Raw genomic sequence first — 22,225 nt, 5'->3', positions numbered from 1 at the left:
AAGGCAAGGGTGCGATTCATGACCTCGCCAAGACTTGGGATGAGGGAATGGATTTGACCACCGGGGACCGGAAAAAATTCACGGAGAAACCGAACGGAGAGGTCCGGCCGATGGCTGGATTCAGCCCTCGACCGGTCTCTCTTCGCGGGGATCCCCGGGAGACTGGATCTATTTGCTTTCGGCGTGGAAGGTGGCGTCCCAATCCGCGAGGGGGGGGACAGCTTTCCAGGTCGCGATGCGGGTCAGATACAGGTCGGCGACCGGATCCCGGGGACGCCGGTAGGACAGATCGCGGAAGGCGCCCTCTGCTTCTGCCCAAAGCTGCGCCCGGTACAGGGTGATGGCCCGGTCCCAGTCTCTGATATAGGCTCGCAGCTCCTCGATGCCCATGGCTTCCCAGGTGGGGTCGATCAGATCGTGGACCTCCAAAGGCACCCGCGCACCCTTGGGGACGACCCGGTCCACGGCACGGAACAACAGCGTGTCGTCGGCGGCTTCAGCGAGTCGTCGGGTCGTGTCACCCACCAGGGTAGCGGTGCCATAGACCTTATTGAGTCCCTCCAGCCGGGCAGCGGTGTTCACTGTTGCGCCGACTGCAGTGTAGTTCAGCCGGTCATGGGTGCCGAGATTGCCGACAATCACAGGCCCGGTGTGCAGACCGAAGCGGGTGGGAAAAGGGGGCTCGCCCTGGTGGATGCGCTCCAGGTTCCACCGGGTCACAACTCTTAGGGCGCCGAGTAGACCTCGGCAGGCGTCCCGTGCATGGTTGGGATTGGTTTCCGGCGCATTCCACAGGGCCATGACGGCGTCGCCGATGAATTTGTCGATCACGCCGCCGCCGTCCTGAATGGCTTGGCCGAGGACCTCGAAATAGGCGGAGGCATCGGCCATGGTTTGTTCCGGATCCCGGCCATCGGCAAGGGTGGTGAAACCCTCGACATCGCTAAAAAGCAGGGTGGCCTCGCGCCGGTCCCCTCCCCGGTCCGCGCCTCGACCCGAGGCGATGGCTCGCGTGACAAGGGTTCGGGGCACATACTTGGTGAAGGTCTCCACGCCCGAGCGCATGGCTTCCATGGTGAGTGCCAAGTGGTCCACCTCGGTGATCCGGCTGCGGGTGGTCACGGGCGTGGACAGGTCCATGGCGCGAATGGTTTCCGCAGAGCGGGTCAGGCGGCGCAGGGGCGAGGCGATCAGGGTGGAGGCGAGCATGACCAGGGGAATCGCGGCGCAGATCACGGCGATGGAGTACCAGGCGCCCATGCGGGTGATGACGATCAGGGGCCCGACGACTTCGGCGATGGGTGTGGCCAGAACGATCCAGGATATCCCGTGCGGGACGTGGGTCAGGGGCATCAGGCGCACCGTCCACTCCTCCCCATCCAGGTCCAGATTGAGTTCTCGGGCTGTGCCGGCTTCCAAAAAGTGGATTCGCAGGGCATCAAGAACGGGGTCGCCCATATCGACCAGCCGCACCGGGGGTAATTTGGAATCTGGGGACTCCTCTCCCCTCAAGCGCCTGAGGGTGTCCTCGTCTTGGCTGGCGATGATGTCTCCCCGTTTGTTGAGGACGACGAGCCGGGAATCCGCCGTGGGCCTATGGTCGGCCAGGAAGGCGGACAGGCGGGATAGGGAGATATCGACCCCGACGACAGCTCCGTTTCCGCCCTCTACGGGTGCGGCCAGGGTTAAGGCGGGCTGACCGGAGGGGCGGGTCCGACGGGGACCCAATTCAAGGAGCTTTCCCGCGTCCAGAACGTCCTTGACCCAGTCTGGAGGGCTCACCCCATCATGCGTTCCGCTTTCAAGGCGCGCGTCGATGGTGATGCCTGCAGCATTCTCGTAGCGCCATTGGGTCCATTGGATGCCGTCCCGGTCCTGGAACCGGATTTGCGTGATCGTTTGAGTCATGGGAGGGGCCGCCAAGGCTGTCCGTTCCTCGGGGGTGGCATCCGCTATGTCAATGAAGCGCAGGAAGGTGCCATCGGGATAGAGGACGAACAGATGGTGAATCCCTCCGACCCCGCTCATGAGGTCGTGCAGACGGTGCTCTGCGAGGTGAGAGGCGGCGCGTGGAGGCTCGCGCAGCACGGGGAGGCTGGCCAGCAGGGGGATTTGAGCTTCGACCTGCCCGAAGGAGTCGGCGAGCCGCTCCGCCACCAGGGTCTCGACCGTGGCCATATGGTCTCGGGCGGCGGCCAAGACGACATCTCGTCCGGCACGGTGGCTCAGCACGAGCATTCCGGCGGCGAGGAGCGCCAGGATGGATACCATCATGGTCAGAATGGTGACGCGGAGGCTGAAATGGCCCCGTTTGATGTGGGGCGAAGGGGGATAGGGCTGAGACATGGAACCCGTATAAATCAATCCCTATCAAATCAGCATTGATTTTTTTGTGATTGGGTTTGGAAAAAACGAAAACGGCCCCCCGAAGGGAGCCGTTTTTGGAAGCCTTTGTGGGCCTCTATACTGGAGCGGGTGAAGGGATTCGAACCCTCGACCCCAACCTTGGCAAGGTTGTGCTCTACCCCTGAGCTACACCCGCATCCGCGATCCAAGTTGGTTCGTTTTGAGTGAACCGCCCTGGATCCAGGGTACCCGATCGGTGGAGGACTGTGTCGTTCCGTCCGTCGGTGGAGGCGGATAATACTCAGGAATTTGCGGCTGGCAAGCGGTTTTTTCCGGGAACGTCATTTTTCCGTCAGCTTGACGAAGAGGCTTGGATTTCCGGCCTTTTCCCCTTGCCCTCTTGCGGTCAGCGCGGGAACAAGTCACATAAGGGCCGTGGATGCTCTGTCCCGGACGGAGGGATGCCACGCGACGGATTGTCAATTGGGGGGAATCAGGCTCATGTCCCTGATCATAGATGGAAGCGGTCGGCCCATTTCGTCGGGAAAGCCGAAGAACGCAGAGACCAGCACCAAGGGTTCTTCTGCTGCGGGCGCCCTGGTGAAGGAAACCGATACCGAACAGTTCATGGCCGACGTGATCGAGGCGAGCAAACAGGTTCCCGTCATCGTCGACTTTTGGGCTCCCTGGTGCGGTCCCTGCAAAACCCTCGGTCCGGCCCTGGAAAGGGCTGTGAATGCTCGGGGCGGTGCGGTGCGCATGGTCAAGATCAATGTGGACGAGAACCAGGATCTTGCCGCTCAGTTCCGAGTCCAGTCCATTCCCACGGTCTACGCCTTCCGAGATGGTCAACCGGTGGACGGATTCATGGGCGCTCTGTCTGACAGCCAGATCTCCGAATTCATCGACAAGCTTACGGGCGGGGCGGAAAATATCCTGGACGAAGCGCTTGCCCAGGCCCAAGCCCTGTTGGACGGGGGGGATCCCTCCAATGCCCTGGCGGTCTATCAGCAGGTCTTGGCCCAGGACCCCCGGCATGCCGGGGCCATTGCGGGTGCTCTGCGCTGTCAGATTGCCCTGGGCGGGGCCGATGAGGTGCGCGGCCTCTTCGACAAGCTGCCTCCGGAGATTCTCAGGGATCCGGAAATCCAAGCGGTGAAGGCTTCGCTGGAATTGGCCGATCAGGCCAGTGCGGCAGGCCCGGCCTCGGAGCTTCAAGCCAAGGTCGACGCCAATCCCGATGATCACCAGGCGCGTATGGATCTGGCCCTCGCCCTCTTCGCCGGTGGCGCCGAAGCCGAAGCCCAAGACCAGCTTCTGGAGTCCATCCGCCGGGATCGGACCTGGGAGGACGAGGCCGCCCGCAAGCAGCTTCTGAAATTCTGGGACGCTTTGGGCCATGCCCATAAGATCACGGTGGCTGGGCGGCGCAAGCTGTCGTCCATTCTGTTTTCCTGAGCCGTTCCCCGGGGGAACAGGCGAACAAGGGGGTCTCGGTCGTGAGCGGACAGATTTTCCAACCCCGATTTCAGGACCTCCCCCGGGAGGTCGCGGTCTTTCCCCTGTCGGGGGCGCTTCTGCTTCCCACTGGGACGCTGCCCTTAAATATTTTCGAACCCCGGTACTTGGCCATGGTCTTGGATGCCCTGGGCCAGGGACGGATGTTTGCCATGGTCGAACCCAAAGACCCGGACCAGGACCCCTCCCCTTTGCATGGGGTCGCCTGTCTGGGGCGGATCGTCAGCTTTAGCGAGACCAACGATGGGCGGCTGATGATCACCTTGCAGGGCCTATCGCGCTTGAGGGTGGTGGAGGAGATCGAGGGTAAGGAGGGGTATCGCCGAATTCGTGCCGATTATGGTCCCTATGCCGATGATCTGAATCCGCCGCCCAAGGCTCTGGGGTTGGATCGTGATGGCTTCCTGGAGTCCCTGAAAGCCTATGCGGGCACCCATGGACTGACGTTCAATTGGTCTGCCATTCAGGAGGTGCCGGACTCCGCCTTGGTGACGGCGCTTTGCATGGCCTGTCCCTTCGAGGTGGCAGAAAAACAGGCCTTGCTGGAATCGGAAACGGCGCGGGATCGGGCGGATCTGTTGTATGGTTTACTGCGCATGGGGGCGGCGACCTCCTTTACCGGCGGTGCCACCCAGTAGAACTCATGGTCCGTAGAACTCACTTCCAGCAGACCTCATAGACGGAGAGTCGACCGATGACCGAAGGTCCCACCCGCCCCACCGACCCTAAACTGCTTGAGCTGTTGGTGGCGCCCGGATCCCACAACACCCTGCGCTATGACGCCGAGGCCCAGGAGTTGATCGACGACCGGGGGGGCTTGGCCTTCCCGATCCGCGATGGCATTCCGATCATGCTCATCGACGAAGCCCGGTCCCTGGACGAGGGCGAGGCCCGCAAGGTCTGAGTCGTCCGCTCGTCTTTTTTGGGCGATTGCCCAAGCCCATTTGGGGGCAAATGCCCCCAAACCCCCATTTTTCTTTCTGGGGTCTGGGGTCTGGGGCCTTTCGGCCCCAGTGGGGGACGGGGCAAAGCCCCGTGACTCGAAAACACCACTTGCCGTGAGAGAAACCAAGGGATGCCGTGGGCGTGGCTCAGAGAGCCTCGCCCTTCATCAGCTTGGGTGTGTATCCGATGTTGAAGGTACCCATGGCGTGGTTCATGAACAGTTTCTTCAGCGGGGTCATCTTGTCGACGGCGGCGATCCCCAGACGGCGGGCCAGGGCGATGGGTTTGATGTCGTTGGAGAACAACCGAACGATCACGTCGGTGATCCCCAGCATCAGCAGATTGTCAAAGCGGCGCATGGCCTGATAGTCGGCCAGCAGGGTGCTGGTCCCCAGGTCCATGCCCAAGCGGTGTGCCTTGACGAGAATTTCGGTGATTACGGCCACATCGCGCAGTCCGTAGTTCATGCCCTGCCCCGCTACCGGATGCATGCCATGGGCCGCGTCGCCGACCAGGGCCATGCGGGTGTCGACGTAGCTGTCGGCGAATTGGAGGGTCAAGGGGTAGGCGAAGCGCGGCCCGACCGGTTTGACCCAGCCCAGGAATTCCCCAAAGCGCTTTTCCAGTTCCGCCTGAAAGATCTCGTCGGGCAGGGCCAGGATCCCCTTCACCAAATGGTCCTTTTCCGTCCAGACAAGGGAGGAGGTGTTGCCCGGCATGGGCAAAATGGCGAAGGGGCCCGAGGGCATGAAATGTTCCACCGCGCAGCCCTCGTGGGGCAGCTCGTGCTCCACGGTCAGGACAATGGCTGTCTGGCCATAGCCGAGGGTCTTGATGCCGATGCCTGCCATCTCCCGGACCTGAGAGCGGCGACCGTCGCAGGCCAGGACCAGGCGCGCCCTGATCTCCTGTCCGTCTTCTAGCACCGCCGTCACCCCATCCGCAGATCGGTCCAGGGTTGCCAACCGCGCCGGAGCCAGAAGGGTGGCGCTGGGCAGGGTGGGCAGCATCTTCAGGATGGCTTTGCGCAGTGAGCGGTTCTCCGCCATGTAACCCATGGGGCCGCCCGCATCCTCCTGCCAATAGTGCAGGAACAGGGGGGACTCGCCATCGGCTACCCGGATGTCCAGGATGGGTTGGGTTTCCTCCGCCATCAACTCCCAGAGTCCGACGGTCTCCAGCACCTTCTGGCAAGCCAGGGCAATGGCTGAACACCGGCCATCGTATTCAGCGGCCAGCAGGGCCTGGGGATCGGTGCCGTCGATCACCGCCACCTCGATGCCCTCGCGGGCGAGCGCGCAAGCCAGTGTCCCGCCCACCAATCCGCCGCCGACAATCAGCACATCCTTGACCAAGGGGGGTGGGGTGGTAGAGGAAGAGGGGGCGGTGGTCATCGGTCCAAACTCCTGAGGATATGAGACCGGGGCACCATGGCCCGATCGCTCGCGCATGTCCAGATTCGACAGGGGGTCTCTTCCTTGTTGGAACGGTCCCTCTGGTTTCGTATAGTTGGATATTGGATCCAATATTGGATGGTGTCATGATCAATCCCCGTTTGACCGCCCTGCCCCCCTACCCGTTCCAGCGTCTGGCCACTCTGCTTGACGGGGTGGCGCCTGGAGCAGATCCCCTGATGTTATCCCTGGGTGAGCCCCAGCATCCCACCCCTCCCCTGGTCGGGGCGGAACTGGCCCGGCATGCGGACCTGTGGCGGCGCTATCCGCCCGCAGCCGGGGCGCCCCGGTGGAAGGAGGCGGTGGTGGCTTGGATGACCCGCCGCTACGCTCTGCCCGAGGGGATGGTGGATCCGGCCCAGGTGATCCCGGCGAGTGGCACGCGGGAGGCCCTTTATATGATGGGCCATTTGCTCGTTGACGGCACGGTGACCGCGTCCGGTGGCAATCGGGTGCCCCTGGCGATCATGCCCGACCCCTTCTATCTGCCTTATCTGGGGGCTTCGGCCATGAACGGGGCGGAAATTCTGACCATTCCTGCGGGGCCGGAGACAGACTTCCAGCCCGACATCGCCGCCCTGCCCGACGAGGTTTTGGACCGGGCTGCGGTGGTCTTCATGTGCTCTCCGGGTAACCCCCAGGGGTCCCTGCTCTCCCTCGACCAATGGAAGGCCTTGGTGACTTTGGCCCGGGAGCGGGAGTTCGTCTTGGTTGCCGATGAATGCTATTCGGAGATCTATGATGCCGAGGCCCCCAGCGGCGTGCTGGAGGCCTGTCGGGATTTGGGGGGAAGCCTGAAGAACGTTCTGGTGGCCAACAGCCTGTCCAAGCGCTCTAACGCGGCTGGATTGCGGTCGGGGTTCATCGCCGGGGATCCGGATCTGATCGCGGCTTTCCTGCGGATTCGGGCTTATGGGGCCGCCGGCATGCCCCTGCCCATTCAGGAGGCCAGCGCCGCCCTGTGGGAGGACGAGGATCATGTGATTGCCAACCGGATCCTCTATCGGGAGAAGATCGACGCGGCCGAAAAGCACCTGTCTGGCCACCTGGGCTTCCGGCGGCCTCCGGGAGGGTTCTTCCTGTGGCTTGATACCACGGAATGGGGGGAAACGGGCGAGGAAGCAACCCTTCGCCTGTGGCGGGACCGGGGTCTCAAAGTCTTGCCGGGGGTTTATATGTCCGCTCATCCGGAAGATCCGAACAACCCCTGTCGTCACCGTTTGCGCATCGCCCTGCTCCACGACACCCTGGTGGTGGACCGGGCCATGGATCGATTGATTGCTTCGGAAAAATAGGGTCCGTCGGGAAAGTCGCTTTTAGGCCAAGGCCTTGGCCCGTAAGTGGAGAGAAGGGAGGAGGAGACCCTTCCCTCCCTCTGTAGTTGCACAGCAAAAAATCTCTTTCCCTTTGGGGCTTATCGGGCGATCTTGATCCAGAATATCGGGTAAGGACAAACGTGGATTTCCACCTTTGTTCCTCCGGCTTGTCCAGATTCAGAGGACCCATGGCCAAGAGTTCCAGCCTCTCGCCCCTGTTGTCCCCGGCCGCCGCAATGGCCCTGCGGATGGCTCTCAGGCGTGGTTTTGGGCTGCTTCTGCTGCTCTTCTGCGTGCTTTTGGCCGCAGCCCTTCTTACCTACACTGCGTCTGACCCCTCCTTGAATACGGCCAGCGATGGTCCCGTGGGCAATCTGCTCGGGCTGCCGGGGGCGCTGGTCTCGGACCTGTTGTTGCAATGGGGCGGGTTGGCCATGGCCTTTCCCATTCTGGCCGTTGCCCTGTGGGGGTTGCGCATGATGGCGGGGCAACCCGTCGCCTCCCCTTGGCCCCGGGTGCTGGGTCTGCTTTTGGGAACCCTTTTGACAACGCTGGCGCTTGCACGCTTCGAGTCGCCGGACAGTTGGCCCTTTGGCGCGGGATTGGGGGGATTCGCAGGGTTCCTGCTCAATGAGCGGTTGTCCATCGGGATGGCTTTGGTGGGATTGGAGGAGGGTTTGGGATGGGTTCCCTCGGCGATTGCCGGGGTTCTGGCCTATCTGTGCTTCCAATGGGTTACGGCCATTCGCTGGCGGGATTACGGGGCGACATTGGCCAGTCTGGGGCATATCGGCCTGGTGGTCTTTGGTGGCGGTCCGGCCCTGATGGCCCGCTTGTCCAAGGCCCAGTCTGAACCCCAATCCACCGCGACGCCGGAGCGGACCCGGCGCGGATCCTCCGCTCCCAAAGCGCGGACGCGGAGGTCTGCGCAGGAGCGCCGGGAACCGACTTTGGGTCAGCCGGAGGCCGGGGAATGGGATGCGCCCTCCCCTACCCCACGGGGGGGAGGGCCGATGGTTGCCCCCCGGGCGCCCGAACCCAAGATTGCGGCCAAATCCATGGCGTCGCGTCAGGGCTCCCTCTTGCCCGAGGACAGGGTCTTCGCTTCGCCGCCGCTCGACCTGCTGGCCGCGCCTGACCCGACCAAGCGCAACAAGGTGGACGAGGATTCGCTGACCCAGAATGCCCGTTTGCTGGAAGGGGTTCTGGCCGACTTTGGTGTTAAGGGGGACATTGTAAAGGTGCGTCCCGGACCGGTGGTGACTCTCTACGAGTTGGAGCCTGCGCCGGGGACCAAGACCTCTCGCGTTGTGGGGTTGGCTGACGATATCGCTCGGTCTATGAGCGCGATTTCCGTGCGCATCGCCGTTGTACCGGGACGCAGCGTGATCGGCATCGAACTGCCCAACAGTCGACGGGAAATGGTATTGTTCCGCGAGCTTCTCTCCACGCAGGATTTCGTCAAACATACCGGGGGTCTCGTGTTGGCCCTGGGCAAGGATATCGGTGGGGCCGGTGTTCATGTGGACCTGTCCCGTATGCCCCACCTGCTGATTGCCGGGACGACGGGTTCGGGCAAGTCCGTGGCGGTCAATACGATGATCCTTTCCCTGCTGTATCGGATGTCGCCGGAGCAGGCCCGCTTCATCATGATCGATCCGAAGATGTTGGAGCTTTCCGTCTATGACGGCATTCCCCATCTGCTCGCCCCGGTGGTGACCGATCCGGGCAAGGCGGTGGTGGCCCTGAAATGGGCAGTGCGCGAGATGGAAAACCGCTATCGGGCCATGAGCCAGTTGGGTGTGCGGAACATCGCCGGATACAATCAAAAAGTGGCAGAGACGGTGGACAAGGGCGGCAAGTTGACCCGGTCGATCCAGACGGGATTCGATCCGGAAACGGGAAAACCCCAGTTCGAAGAGCAGGAAATCGACCTGCGCCCCCTCCCCTTCATCGTTGTCATCGTCGATGAAATGGCTGACCTGATGTTGGTGGCGGGCAAGGATGTCGAATCCGCGATCCAGCGTTTGGCCCAGATGGCCCGGGCTGCGGGCATCCATCTGATCATGGCAACCCAACGTCCTTCGGTCGATGTGATCACCGGCACCATCAAGGCCAACTTTCCCACCCGAATCAGCTTCCAGGTCACAAGTAAAATCGACAGCCGGACCATCCTGGGCGAACAGGGGGCCGAACAGCTTCTCGGTCAGGGGGACATGCTGTACATGGCCGCAGGGGGGCGGATCACCCGTGTTCACGGTCCCTTCGTGTCCGACGCTGAGGTCGAACGGATCTGTGAACACCTGCGCGCCCAGGCTGAGCCGGACTACGTGGAGTCGGTTACCGAGGAGGACGAGGTTGCGGATGCTGCCATTCCTGGGATGGGGGGCGGAACCAAGGCTGGGGGAGAGGAAAGCGATACCCTCTACGATCAGGCCGTTGCCCTGGTGGCCCGGGAACGCAAGGCCTCGACCAGTTTCGTCCAGCGTCACCTTCAGATTGGCTACAACCGGGCCGCTCGCCTGATTGAGCGCATGGAAGCAGAAGGCGTCGTCAGCCGCGCCAACCATGTTGGAAAGCGAGAGGTGTTGCTGCCAGAGCATGGGGCGGATTGCAGGGCGCCAGATTAGGGGGCCGGATTAGGGGGTCAGATTAAGGGGGACCAGACCATGGGGATGTGTGATCACCAAATCGGACCCTGTTGGGATGGCCTTTCCACCTGAAAAGAGACGGTCTTTTTTGCGTATGTGCAATTTTTGCATAGGAGGTATGCAATTTTTTGTGTTCTCCGATCAACGGCGGCGCATCATAACCGTCCAGCCGGTACAGTACCGTCTGGACGGTATGGTGTTTTGTATTTGCTCGGTAACAGGAGACTCCCTTGGCAAAAGCGGATACCCGCGATCGTATCGTCGAAGCCGCCATGCATATTGTGCGGGAACGTGGCCCTTCGCGTTTGACCCTGGACGAAGCGGCTCGTGTGGCCCATGTCTCCAAGGGAGGCGTTCTCTATCACTTCAAGTCCAAGGATGAGTTGATCCGGGAAATGGTGCATCGGATGATTGATCGATGCGATACTCTGTCCAAGACCTATTTTGATCAGGAGGGGGAGAGCCCTTATCGCTGGAACCGGGCCCTGGTTCAAACGGCCTTCGATTCCCGTAGTCCAGGCAATGATCCGGTTGGTGCGGCCATTTTAGCTGCGGCCACGTTGAATCCGGCATTGATGGAACCGCTGCGCGAGAAGTTTGCCGAATGGGAAGAGCGGATCATTGAGGGAAGTCCCGATCCGGATCTCGCGATCCTCGTTGACTTGGCCTTGGATGGTTTGTTTATGAAGCGCATGACGGGTATGAATCGATTTGACGATGCCCAACTTGATCGCCTGAAAGACAAGGCTCTGGCCCTGCTGACGGTTTGAGTCCTTCCCAAGTATTCGATTTTGGATGTATTTGGAGCCCCCAATGAAAAAGATGCGCATGGCCGTTATGCTGGTCGGAAGCACGGTCCTCTTTGGAGGCGTGATCGGATTCACGGTTTTCAAGGACCAGATGATCAAGCAGTATTTCGCCAACATGCCCGAGCCGGTGGTGACCGTGTCTGTTCAGAAAGCGGCGACCGAACAGTGGACGGATGTGGTTCCCGCCGTGGGAACCCTGCGCGCGGTCAACGGTGTGTCGATCAGCTCTTCGGTTGGTGGGACCGTGACGGCAATCGCCTTTGACTCCGGTCGGGTTGTCCAGACCGGTCAGGTGCTGGTCCAGTTGGATACCAGCGAGGAAGAGAGTCAGCTCGCCTCCGCCAGGGCTCAGGTGGCCTTGTCGCAACTTGCTGCGGACCGGGCTCAGCGTTTGGCGCGCTCTTCCGCAGGAACCCGGGCGGACCGGGATGACAGTGTGGCCCAATTGGACATTTCCAAATCCAAGGTGATGGAAATCGAGGCGATGATTGCCAAGAAGACCATTCTGGCGCCCTTTAATGGCACCCTGGGTTTGCGGGCTGTCGATTTGGGGGAATATGTCCAGCCTGGTCAGGCCCTTGTCGATCTCCAGGATCTGTCGGTGATCCTCGCCGATTTCACTGTGTCCCAGAAGGAATTGTCTCAGGTCTCCGTGGGGGCAACCCTGAGCATGACCACAGACGCCTGGCCCGACCGGACCTTTACGGGGAAGGTATCGGCCGTGGCTCCCAAGGTTGATGCGACTACGGGTATGATCAAGGTGGAGGGCCATTTTGAAAACGCCGACGGTGCTCTGCGCCCGGGTATGTTCGCCCGGCTTGCGGCCCGGCGGTCTGAGTCCCGGTCGGTGACCGTGGTTCCGGCCGAGGCTGTGTCCTACAGCCTGCACGGAGATACCCTGTTCGTGGTCAAGGATGTCCCCGCCGAGGGGGACAAGAAAGCCGCCAAGCGGGTGGAGCGCCGGGTTGTGACGATTGGACAGCGGCGAGGCAATATCGTCTCTGTCACCAAGGGCGTTGAGGCCGGGGAAACGGTGGTGACCACCGGTCAGCTTAAACTTCAAGATGGCACCAAGGTGACCATTGCCGATGGGGTGCTCTCGCCGGGATCCAAAACAGATGCCGCGGGTGGCTCTGGGGCGGAAAACACGCCCGATAAGACCGCCGAAGCCAAATAAGGGACCACCGCGTCATGAAAACCTTCGATATCTTCATTAAGCGCCCGGTCCTGGCGATGGTGGTCAGTCTGCTGATCCTGGTCGTCGGTATTCAGGCGCTCATGAACCTTCAGGTGCGTCAGTATCCGGAAATGAGCAACACGGTGATCACCATCACCACGACCTATCCGGGTGCGGATTCGGACTTGATTCAGGGGTTCATTACCCAACCCATTCAGAAAGCTGTCTCTACGGCCAAGGGATTGGACTATGTGACCTCCAGTTCCGTTTCCGGGGCGAGCACCATCACGGCCCACGTTCTGCTCAACGGCGATCCGGACGCGGCCATGACTGAGGTGACAGCCAAGGTTAATGAGGTGCGATCCCAGCTTCCTCGGGACATCAATGACCCGGTGATCAGTAAGGAAACGGGGCAGACCTTCGCATCGGCCTATTTGGCGTTTTCCTCGGATCGGTATTCCCAGGAACAGATCACCGATTATGTGAACAGGGTGATCCAGCCTAAGCTGTCTGCGGTACCCGGGGTGGCCAACCCGGAAATCTTCGGCGAGAAGAAGTTCTCGATCCGCGTTTGGCTGAACCCGGATCGGATGGCTCAACGGGGTCTGACGACATCGGATATTCAAACGGCACTGACCACCAATAACGTGTCCTCTGCGGCTGGATCGACGAAGGGGGCCTTTGATATCGTCCCCACAAAGGCTGAGACCGATCTGACGAACATTGACGATTTCCGGAAGATGGTCGTCGGCCATGACGGCTCCAACTTGGTGCGTCTTTCTGATGTGGCCGATGTGTCCTTGGGTGCCGAGAACGAGGACATGAGTGTCTTCGCATCCGGAAAGCCTGCAATCTTCGTGGGTGTCTATACCGCCCCGGACGCGAATCCGTTAACCGTCATTGGCCAGGTTCGGGATGAAACCTTGCCCGCTATCATTGAACAGCTTCCCGACGGAATGACCGCTCAAATTGCCTATGACTCCACGATCTTCATTGAGGAATCCATCAAGGAGGTGATGAAGACCATCGTCGAAGCGGCCCTGATTGTGATGATTGTGATCTTCCTGTTCATGGGGAGTTTGCGGTCTGTTCTTATTCCTCTGGTCACCGTTCCCCTGTCCCTGGTGGGCGTGGCGGTCTTGCTGGCGGCCTTGGGCTTTTCCATCAATCTTTTGACCTTGTTGGCCATGGTTTTGGCCATCGGACTGGTGGTGGATGACGCCATCGTCGTGGTGGAAAACGTGCATCGCCATATCGAGGAAGGCCACACCCCCTTCGACGCGGCGATTATCGGTACCCGGGAGATCGCCGGGCCGGTGATTTCCATGACCATTACCCTTGCCGCAGTTTATGCTCCCATCGCCTTGATGGGGGGCCTGACCGGTGCCTTGTTCAAGGAGTTTGCACTGGCACTGGCCGGGTCTGTGGTCGTATCGGGTGTTGTCGCTCTGACGCTGTCCCCCATGATGTCGTCGCGCATCCTGAAACACGATACGGACAAAAAGGGTCTCGCCGCTCGGTTGGATCGGCTGTTCGACAAGGTGCAGGGTCGCTACGGGAGGATGCTGGACTCCTCCCTGGCAGATCGCCCGACCACCATCGTGTTCGCCTTGATCGTCATGGGTAGCCTTTATTTCCTGTTCACCGCCATTCCCACGGAATTGGCACCGGAAGAGGATCAGGGCGTGGTCTTTACGGCCTTCAACGGCCCGGCACCGGCCAACAATGATTACATGTCGGCGCAAGTCGGCAAGATCAACAAGGCCCTGTCCCAATTTCCTGAAATCAAGGATACCTTCATGATTGCGGGCATGGGGACGCCCAGCGCGGGTTTCGGCGGCGCTGTGCTCAAGCCCTGGGATCAGCGGGATAAGCAAGCCAAGGAACTGACCGCATCAATTCAGCAGGCGATGAATGGCATCGCCGGAGTGAAGGCCAGTGTTTTCGCGCCGAACGCCCTGCCCGGCGCGGATGGCCTGCCTGTGCAGTTCGTGGTGTCGTCCACCGACGATTACACGGTTCTGGACGAACTGCAGACCACGTTGATTGGCAAGGCCTCTCAAGCGGGCATGTTCGCCTTTGTCGATGGGGATCTGAAATACGAGACTCCGCAGACGGTGGTGGTCATTGACCGGGAAAAAGCGGGAGCCTATGGCGTGTCCATGACTCAAGTGGGATCGGCCTTGGCTACCATGACCGGTGGAAACTACGTGAATTTGGTCAATTTGGACGGCCGCTCCTACAAGGTCATTCCCCAGGTGCCCCGGGAGTTCCGCCTTGATCCCAGTCAGCTCGGTCGGTTTTATATTCGGGTCTCCGATGGGACTGCCGTGCCCTTGTCATCGCTGATTTCCATCCAGCAGCGGACCATTCCCTCGGCCCTAAACCAGTTCAACCAGTTGAATTCATTTACAATTTCGGCTTTTCCCATGCCTGGGGTCAGCCTGGGTCAGGCGCTGGGCTTCTTGGAAGGGGCTGCCAAGGAGGTGCTGCCCAGGGGGGCGGGCGTCGACTATGCGGGCCAGTCCCGTCAGTTCATCCAGGAAGGCAACAGCCTGATGGCTACCTTCGGTTTCGCTTTGATCATCATCTTCCTCGTGCTCGCTGCCCAGTTCGAGAGCTTCCGGGATCCTTTGGTGATCATGACGTCAGTGCCCTTGTCTATCAGTGGCGCCCTGATCCCCTTGGCGCTTGGCGCGGCGACCATGAACATCTACTCTCAGGTGGGATTGGTGACCTTGATCGGATTGATCACCAAGCACGGAATTCTGATGTGTGAGGTGGCCAGGGAACGGCAGGAGGAAGACGGTTTGAGTCGGGCGGAGGCCATCGAAGTGGCGGCCAAGCTTCGATTGCGCCCCATCCTGATGACCACCGCAGCCATGGTTGCGGGGTTGATCCCCCTGATGTTCGCGTCCGGTGCTGGGGCCATGAGCCGGTTTTCCATCGCCGTGGTCATCGTCGCGGGCATGAGTATCGGGACCTTGTTCACTCTGTTCGTTCTGCCGGTGATTTATACCTTCTTGGCCTCGGACAGGAACAGCGCCGTTAAGCCCCATTCGGTCCATGATCACGATGGGGGGGCGGATGCGGACAAGGACGGAGATCAAGGGGAGCTTTCCCTGCCTCGGGCCGCGCAATAGGTCCCTTAGAATAGGGTGCGGTTGGTGCGGAAAAGGTTGATGACAGGGAAACGGATGATCCGGTCGTCCGTTTCCCTTTTTTCGAACACCTTTCCCGACTACCCTGCTGCCAGAGACTGGTGAAGAACACCGCCGGGCCTTCCAGGGAAGGGGCCGGGATAACCGCGAGGAAAATTCATGACGCGCAGACTTTCCATTCGCCTGTTCGCCCTGTTTCTTGGCGTGACGTGCCTTGGGGGCCTGTCGACCCTGGGAACCGGCGCGCGGGCCCAGGAACCCCAGAGTATCCTGCCAACATTGAAGCAGGATCAAAGGGCCTTCGTTGCCGCTGTTGAGAGCTATCTGAACAAGTTGACGACAGTTCAAGCCCGGTTCCTCCAGATTTCCTCCACTGGAAACTATGCTGAAGGCACGCTTTATATCAGCCGCCCGAACCGCATGCGGTTGGAATACGATCCGCCTTCAGATGAAGTCCTGCTGCTCGCCAATGGCAGTAATCTGGTGTTCTATGATAAGGAATTGGACCAAGTGTCCTATGTGGGTCTGGGCTCCACACCCTTGGGCGTGCTGTTGCGCGAGCATTTCACTCTGACCGATCCGGAATTGGTTATCACTGCTTTCCGTGAAGCGGCGGGCGTGGTGGAGCTTTCCATTGTCCAGGCCGACGACCCGGGACAGGGAACATTGACCCTTGTCTTCACCAAGTCACCGATCGAATTGCGCCAATGGCGGGTGCTTGATGCGCAAAATACGGAAGTGACGGTCTCTTTGTTCAATCCTCGGTATGGAATCGCTCTGGACCGACATCTTTTTATCTTCGACCAGAAGAAAGAGCGCCGGTAGGTTCTCTCTGGGTATTGGGAAAAGGGCGGAGATGGATTGGATCCAGAAGCCTGAAAAAGCACGGACTTCAGTGTTATGCGTTTTTGGAATGCCAGGGATGAGTTAATTGCAGTGGTCTGGACGCATGTCGGACCTATTTACTCTGGTATCGGTTGCTCACAAACGTGAGTCGACCGGGAGAGGGATCGGTTTCCCCTGCCGCCCTCGTGCTCCGACAGGAGTTACCGTGAACCTGTTACCCCCCTAATGGGTCCACGATGAAAGACGCCCGGCGGCCCCCCCCGCCGGGCGTCATTTCGTTCTGGTGGGGCATATCCTCGAGACATGACTAATCCTTGAGTGCTTGTGGGTTTTTGCGCTGTCTTCCTATCACCTGTCTGCTGGGATTGTGTTCCGAGGGTTGAGGCCTATACTGCGTCCAGGTTTCGATATTTGGAGCATATCCCGTGACTCAGGTTCCTTCCGATTGGCCCCGTCCCGCCCTCCCCCTGCGGGGATCTTCCGCCCTCTTCCCAGCGCGTCGGGTGTTCTGCGTGGGTCGGAACTATGCTGACCACGCTCGGGAGATGGGGTCCAATCCTGATCGGGAGCCCCCCTTCTTTTTCTCCAAGCCCCAGGATGCGCTGGTCCCCTTGGGTGGGAATGTACCCTACCCTATGGCCACCAAGTCCTTGCACCACGAGGTAGAGTTGGTCGTCGCCTTGGGACAGGGCGGCCATCATATTCCCCTCGACCGGGCCATGGATCACGTTTGGGGCTTCGCCGTGGGGATCGACCTGACCCGCCGGGACCTGCAGACGGAGGCCAGGAACACCGGTCGCCCCTGGGATATGTCCAAGGGGTTCGATGCCAGTGCGCCCATCGGCGCCCTGTCTCCCCTTGCCGAATGTGGTCCCATGATGAAGGGGGCCATTTCCTTGGCTGTGAACGGGACTCTGCGTCAGACTGGGCGGTTGGAGGATATGATCTGGCCCGTGCCGGACGTGATCGCCTTCCTGTCCACTCTGATGGTGCTCCAGCCTGGAGACTTGATCTACACGGGCACGCCAGCTGGCGTGGGGGCTGTGGTCGAGGGTGACGAGTTGCGGGCCGAGGTCGAGGGGTTGGAACCCCTCGTGGTGACTATTGTTCCAGGGCCGGTCCTCTGACCGCCCCATTTGCCGGTTCTGGCACGGATGGCCTGACCGTTGCGAGCTGGAACGTCAACTCTCTGCGTCTCCGTCTCCCACAGGTTGCTCGCCTGATGGAGGAACGGCCCATCGACGTGCTCTGTGTTCAGGAAATCAAGGCTGCACCGGACAAGGTGCCCTTGATGGAAATGGCGGCCCTGGGGTTTCCGTACCACGCGGTCCATTCCATGCCGGGGTACAATGGTGTGGGGATTTTTTCACGCCATCCCGTTGAAGGCCAGGAGACCCTGGATTGGTGCGGCAAGGGTGATTGCCGCCATATCCGCGCCCGGGTGGCGGGGATCGATATTCATTGTCTTTATGTGCCTGCTGGGGGAGACCTGCCTGATCCGGAGGAAAATCCCAAGTTCAGGCACAAACTGGATTTCATCGATGCGTTGACCGAATGGTCAGCGCAGGCCATCGATCCAGATGTTCCAACGGTGATGACGGGGGATTTCAACGTGGCACCGCTGGAAACCGATGTGTGGGACCACAAGAAGATGCGGCGGATTATCACCCATACCCCGATCGAGCGTGAAAAGCTGGAGGCCTTCCAAAATAGTGGATCCTGGGTGGATGCCATGCGCCGTTTTGTCTCGCCAGAAGAAAAATTGTTTACCTGGTGGAGTTATCGGGCGCGGGATTGGAAAGCGGCCAACCGAGGACGCCGCCTGGACCACTTTTGGGTGACACCTGTTCTTGCTTGCCGTCTGTCGGGGATGGAGGTTTTTGATGCCGCTCGCGCGTGGGAAAAGCCTTCGGACCATGCGCCTGTCATTGTCAGACTATCCCCTTAGAGTGCTCCGAGATTAAGTCGGGCCACTTCTTGGCCAAGCTACACGACAGGGGATGTTTTCCCGTCACGGAGCTTTGCTCCGTCCCCCACTGGGGCCGAAAGGCCCTAGACCCCAGGCTGTTCCTGGCCGAAAGGTCCCAGACCCCGAGCTCTTATTTGTAATAGAAAAAAAGGGGGGTTGGGGGCATTTGCCCCCAAATGGGCTTGGGCAATCGCCCAAAAAAGACGAGACGCTGTCCTGTACCGTGCTTATTGGCCCAACTTGATCTCGATTTTATGCCTCCCACCGACCGGCAAATTATATGAATGCGGCTGAGGACAGGGCCGCCGAGGTATAGATTAAATTTTAATATCCACAGAGGTAAAGTGCCGCCAAGACTCGGCTGTGTTGTTGTATGAGTCCAAGGGGTCTGTGTCCATGTGGGCCCAGGTGACATGGTTTGGGTCGTGTTTTAAAAAATAACAACTTTTTACGGTGAGGTTGGGAGATGGGGTTTCCATCCACGAAATCCATAAAGGTAAGCTTGGAGCTCGCCCGTCTAAAGATGCGCCTTGGTGGAACTGACGAGGCAGACTTGGTGTGCCGGGAAGTCCTTCGTCTCTGTCCCGGACATGTGGATGCACTTCATCTTTTGGGGATTCTGGCGGCACGAAAGGAGCGGCTAGCCCTTAGTATGGCTTTGTTGGAATTGGCTCAGGACCTCGACCCCGACTCGGTTGCTATCCTTGCAGACTTGGCGATGGTGTTCCAGACGCGCGGTATGGAGGAAGAGGCCAGGGACGTTTTCCTCAGGGTCCAGCAGCTTGATCCAAGCCATCCTACGGCCCGTGTCGTTCTTGATAAAGTGAGCCATTCTGCGGCCCATGTTGCCCTTGACCAGACCGTTCCCATGCCAAAAGTCCTCGCCTACTTTAAGAAACAGGTCGGCTATGCCATCGCCCCTGAGAGGCTGTATGGGCTGGTTTGCACGGATATCTCGGATTTCGCGGCACTTAACCGCATGTCTGTGCGCCATTGGGAGATCGCTGACGATGATCGGATCCCGCTGCCGGACTGGTCGTGCTATCCTGAGGAATGGGAAGACTTCGCGGTAGAGATTGAGGAGCGGATGCGGCGGGGGCTCGTTGTCGTCGAAAATGCCGAATTCCTTGCTCGCTTTTCCCCTGCAACATTTGACGTTTTCACGGACAAGACCCTGCTGCGGGAGCGGGATTATTATATTCTCGGGCCTGAGTTCCCGCATATGCATTCAAGTTCAGGGTTAAGCGTGAACCTGTCGAATTTTCAGGAGGCGGTGATTGGGCTCCGCGGGTCTTCGCCCCCCATCGTGATCGAAGACCCTGTGGTTTTCTTGAACCATTGCCCGACCTATGGCCATTTTCTCGGCGATGTCCTTCCGAAGCTCTGCGTCGTTTACAAGGACGAGGGGTTACGGGCTCTACCGATCTATAGCCCTCCCTTACTGGACTACCAGCGGGAGCTTATTGATTTGCTCGGATTGAGCGGTCTGAATTTTCGCGAGGTTGATATTCCCTTGGGGAGCGTTCTTCATTTGAAGCGGGGCTTCCTCCCGGGACACATTCCCTATCCCTTTGCAGTCAAATGGATTCGGGATCGATACGCAGCGGAACAAGGACTCTCAGGTCGACGGAATCGTCGCTTGTTTCTATCGCGTGCCAACATGGTTCCGGAAAAGCGCCGTTTGGAGAATGAGGACGAGATCTTCGCGTTCCTTGAAAGGAGGGGGTTCGAGCGGATTTTCCCCTCTGCAATGCCCGTGAAAACGGTCGTCGAATTGGTGTCTGAAGCCGAGGTCATCGTCTCGCCGGTCGGTTCGACGGAGACGAGTAGTATCCTGGCCCAACCGGGGACGGTGCATATTCAGCTTGCCCCGGAGGATTTCGTCAAGCCCGAGTACATCTATTGGCGAAGCACATATCCCCTCTTTGCTTATTTTCAAGTCGATTTTCACCGCGTTTTGGGTAAGTCCCGCAGGGACGCTGCTGGTTCAGTCATCGATAAACCACTGACCATCGACACGAAGGATCTGGCTGCCGTCCTAGATCAGGTGGGGATTACGGAAAAGACCGATCTGTTCTCTTAAAAAAGACAGGTCCTGATCCCTACGATGTGACCGCCGAATGGCCGGTTCCGTTTATGCGGAATTTGCCCCTTTCTCCCTCCATCGGGTCTCTTCCATTGCCTCCCTGCGCACGCTTCCGCAGGGGCGCTAATACCAAGGTGCGGTGAGTTTGCCTCACCGCACCTTGGAAGCGGCCAAGTGACCGCCGCGCCTTATGGCGCGTAAAAGCCCGCCTGGCGTTTGAACGCAAGAAAAGCGGCATGGGTTTCAACCCGCGCCGCTTGGTATAAGAGAGTAAAACTGGATCAGCTTGGTCAAGCTGGCCCGGTTTCACTCCAAGGCCTGTTTCAATGGGTCTAAATGGCGCTCAACCTTGCGCCATTTGGCGATGGACCTTTTGTGAACAGGGGCGCGGACTTGGACTTTGGAGAGGGAGTGGACGACGCGTTTGCTGTCCGCCGGGCGAAGGCAGGCCGGATCCCAATCCAGGCCGAGGAAGGCGACCAAACGCCGCGCTTCCCCTTCCAGATTATCCACAAGGGTTTCGTAATCCACCACCGTCATCCGTTCCGAACCAAGAACGGTCGCCCAATGGGCGGTTAACCGGTCCTGCAGGCGCTGATAGCGACCCAGGCGAGTCAAATCCGTGGTCCAGGCATGGCCCCGCCCAAACAGGTTCTTGAAGCAGGACCAACCCACATCCATGGGATCCCGGCGGCTGTGGATGATTCGGGCGCCGGGCAGGGCGAGGCGGATGAGTCCCAGGTGGAGCCAGTTCGCCGGGGTTTTGTTGACGATCCGTTTCGCATCCGGTGCCAGGCTGCGGAGCCCCGCCAGATAACCCTCACCGACCGTCCGCAAACGCTCTGCGGTGATCAAGTCGGGGTCGGAGGCATAGGTGGACAACCCGGCTTCGGCCAAACAGTGCTCCAGAAGCAGGGTTTCCCCGGCTCCATGGACGGCCCCATGGCTGGCCAAGACCTGTTCGAGGAGTGTGGTGCCGGATCGGGGCATGCCGACGATGAACACGGGCAGGGGATCTTTCGGCCCTTCCCCGTTCGAGGCGAAAGCGGCCAAACGCGGGCCGTCCCAGGTCTCCGTAGCGGCCACATGGGCTGCCACGGGTGGAAGGTCGTCGGGTAAAGTCCGGCCCCTCAGGGCATTTCCCTGAGCGAGTTGTTCGAAGGCTCCGTCCAGGTCTCCCTGGTCCTCCAGGGCCTTTGCGGCGGTGAAGCGCAGGGTTACCGTGTCGGTGGGACCCAGTTTATCCACCTTTTTTAAAAGTGTTTCGATGGCGAACCAGTCCGGATCGTTGGGCACAAACGTCTTGAGCTTCGCCAGGGTGGCGAGGGCGTTCACGGATTCCGGTTGTCGGGTCAGGGCGGCGCGGGCTCGGACTTCCGCCTCCCCCATGCGGCCCAGGCTGAGCAGGATGTCTGCGCCCAGCGCCAGGGCCTCCGGATCCGTGGGGTCCAGGGCGAGGGCCTGCCCCAGAGCATCCTCCGCTTCCGTCGCTCGCTCACCGAGCAAAAGGGCGGCAGCCAGGGCCAGCCAAGCCTCTGGCTGCCGGGTGGCGCGGCGGGTGGCGTCTCGGGCATGGCGTTCGGCTTCGTCCGGTTGACCTGCGGACAGCAGGAGCCGTGCCAGTCGGAGGCGCAAGGCCGCCTCCTTGGGGGCAAGACGGACGGCCTCCTGGGCTTGGTCGATGGCGGCGGTCAGTTTTCCGGCCCGGGCCAACACCATTGACAGGTTTCCCCGTTGTGTGGCGTCGTCCGGTTTCAACTCTACGGCCTTGCGCAGAGCCAGCTCTGCATCGTCGAAACGACCCAGGCTGAACAGGCATTCGGCCAGTTCCCCGTAGAGCCGGACTCCCTTTGGCTGGGCTTGGATGGCGGCCAGATAGCTCTGCACCGCCTGGGTGGTCTGGCCGCGCTTGCGCAGGGCGCGGGCCTGAGCGAGGGCATTGGACAT

Annotated in this window: 15 protein-coding genes and 1 tRNA gene; 12 read left to right on the top strand and 4 right to left on the bottom strand. The window is 60.2% G+C overall.

What is annotated here, in order from left to right; genetic code table 11:
- Window positions 1-168: 168 nt before the first annotated feature.
- Together ACLIRY_RS06015 and ACLIRY_RS06010 are read right to left on the bottom strand one after the other, a co-directional pair.
- Window positions 169-2,346 (bottom strand): adenylate/guanylate cyclase domain-containing protein, encoded by a 2,178-nt coding sequence (locus ACLIRY_RS06015; RefSeq protein WP_413204452.1) that lies wholly within the window; start codon window positions 2,344-2,346, stop codon window positions 169-171.
- Window positions 2,347-2,467: 121 nt separating this feature from the next.
- Window positions 2,468-2,542: transfer RNA gene (locus ACLIRY_RS06010), tRNA-Gly, on the bottom strand.
- A gap of 305 nt (window positions 2,543-2,847) precedes the next feature.
- On the opposite strand from ACLIRY_RS06010, the gene trxA reads away from it, so the two are divergent.
- Genes trxA through ACLIRY_RS05995 form a run of 3 tightly spaced genes read left to right on the top strand, consistent with a single transcriptional unit; the run spans window position 2,848 to window position 4,768 of the window.
- On the top strand, window positions 2,848-3,804 hold the full coding sequence (trxA, locus tag ACLIRY_RS06005; protein ID WP_413204451.1) for a thioredoxin: 957 nt from the start codon (window positions 2,848-2,850) through the stop codon (window positions 3,802-3,804).
- Window positions 3,805-3,845: 41 nt separating this feature from the next.
- Window positions 3,846-4,502 (top strand): LON peptidase substrate-binding domain-containing protein, encoded by a 657-nt coding sequence (locus ACLIRY_RS06000; RefSeq protein WP_413204450.1) that lies wholly within the window; start codon window positions 3,846-3,848, stop codon window positions 4,500-4,502.
- Window positions 4,503-4,558: 56 nt separating this feature from the next.
- On the top strand, window positions 4,559-4,768 hold the full coding sequence (locus tag ACLIRY_RS05995) for a Trm112 family protein (RefSeq protein ID WP_413204449.1): 210 nt from the start codon (window positions 4,559-4,561) through the stop codon (window positions 4,766-4,768).
- Window positions 4,769-4,955: 187 nt separating this feature from the next.
- Here the strand turns inward: ACLIRY_RS05995 and ACLIRY_RS05990 are convergent, their stop codons facing one another.
- On the bottom strand, window positions 4,956-6,203 hold the full coding sequence (locus tag ACLIRY_RS05990; protein ID WP_413204448.1) for a UbiH/UbiF/VisC/COQ6 family ubiquinone biosynthesis hydroxylase: 1,248 nt from the start codon (window positions 6,201-6,203) through the stop codon (window positions 4,956-4,958).
- 146 nt (window positions 6,204-6,349) lie between these two features.
- On the opposite strand from ACLIRY_RS05990, the gene ACLIRY_RS05985 reads away from it, so the two are divergent.
- The 9 genes from ACLIRY_RS05985 (at window position 6,350) to ACLIRY_RS05945 (ending at window position 20,275) form a co-directional block, all read left to right on the top strand.
- Entirely contained in the window at window positions 6,350-7,558 is a 1,209-nt protein-coding gene (locus ACLIRY_RS05985) for an aminotransferase class I/II-fold pyridoxal phosphate-dependent enzyme (RefSeq protein ID WP_413204447.1), read from the top strand.
- Window positions 7,559-7,767: 209 nt separating this feature from the next.
- Window positions 7,768-10,209, top strand: coding sequence for a DNA translocase FtsK 4TM domain-containing protein (locus tag ACLIRY_RS05980; protein WP_413204446.1), 2,442 nt, complete (start codon window positions 7,768-7,770; stop codon window positions 10,207-10,209).
- Between the two features lie 251 nt (window positions 10,210-10,460).
- A complete protein-coding gene (locus ACLIRY_RS05975) occupies window positions 10,461-11,000 on the top strand; it encodes a TetR/AcrR family transcriptional regulator (RefSeq protein ID WP_413204445.1) in 540 nt (179 codons plus the stop codon).
- A 52-nt stretch (window positions 11,001-11,052) separates the two neighbouring features.
- Window positions 11,053-12,216 carry an efflux RND transporter periplasmic adaptor subunit gene (locus ACLIRY_RS05970; protein ID WP_413204444.1) on the top strand — a complete coding sequence of 388 codons (1,164 nt, stop codon included), beginning with the start codon at window positions 11,053-11,055 and terminating at the stop codon, window positions 12,214-12,216.
- A 14-nt stretch (window positions 12,217-12,230) separates the two neighbouring features.
- Window positions 12,231-15,359, top strand: a complete 3,129-nt coding sequence (locus ACLIRY_RS05965) for a multidrug efflux RND transporter permease subunit (protein ID WP_413204443.1) — start codon at window positions 12,231-12,233, stop codon at window positions 15,357-15,359.
- A 177-nt stretch (window positions 15,360-15,536) separates the two neighbouring features.
- Window positions 15,537-16,202 carry a LolA family protein gene (locus ACLIRY_RS05960; RefSeq protein WP_413204442.1) on the top strand — a complete coding sequence of 222 codons (666 nt, stop codon included), beginning with the start codon at window positions 15,537-15,539 and terminating at the stop codon, window positions 16,200-16,202.
- A gap of 446 nt (window positions 16,203-16,648) precedes the next feature.
- Entirely contained in the window at window positions 16,649-17,350 is a 702-nt protein-coding gene (locus ACLIRY_RS05955; RefSeq protein WP_413204441.1) for a fumarylacetoacetate hydrolase family protein, read from the top strand.
- Complete coding sequence (xth, locus tag ACLIRY_RS05950; protein ID WP_413204780.1) at window positions 17,347-18,171, top strand: exodeoxyribonuclease III; 825 nt, start codon at window positions 17,347-17,349, stop codon at window positions 18,169-18,171. The genes ACLIRY_RS05955 and xth overlap by 4 nt, the downstream gene beginning before the upstream one ends.
- Before the next feature lie 673 nt (window positions 18,172-18,844).
- Window positions 18,845-20,275 carry a glycosyltransferase 61 family protein gene (locus tag ACLIRY_RS05945; protein WP_413204440.1) on the top strand — a complete coding sequence of 477 codons (1,431 nt, stop codon included), beginning with the start codon at window positions 18,845-18,847 and terminating at the stop codon, window positions 20,273-20,275.
- 309 nt (window positions 20,276-20,584) lie between these two features.
- Here the strand turns inward: ACLIRY_RS05945 and ACLIRY_RS05940 are convergent, their stop codons facing one another.
- Window positions 20,585-22,225: a tetratricopeptide repeat-containing sulfotransferase family protein gene (locus tag ACLIRY_RS05940; protein WP_413204439.1), complete on the bottom strand. Its 1,641-nt coding sequence runs from the start codon at window positions 22,223-22,225 to the stop codon at window positions 20,585-20,587.

It is taken from the genome of Rhodospirillum sp. A1_3_36 (assembly GCF_047263945.1).
In the GTDB taxonomy this organism is placed as follows: Bacteria; Pseudomonadota; Alphaproteobacteria; order Rhodospirillales; family Rhodospirillaceae; genus Rhodospirillum.
The sequence above is the reverse complement of the archived record's forward strand: the minus strand, read 5'-3'. Positions and strand labels throughout refer to the sequence as shown.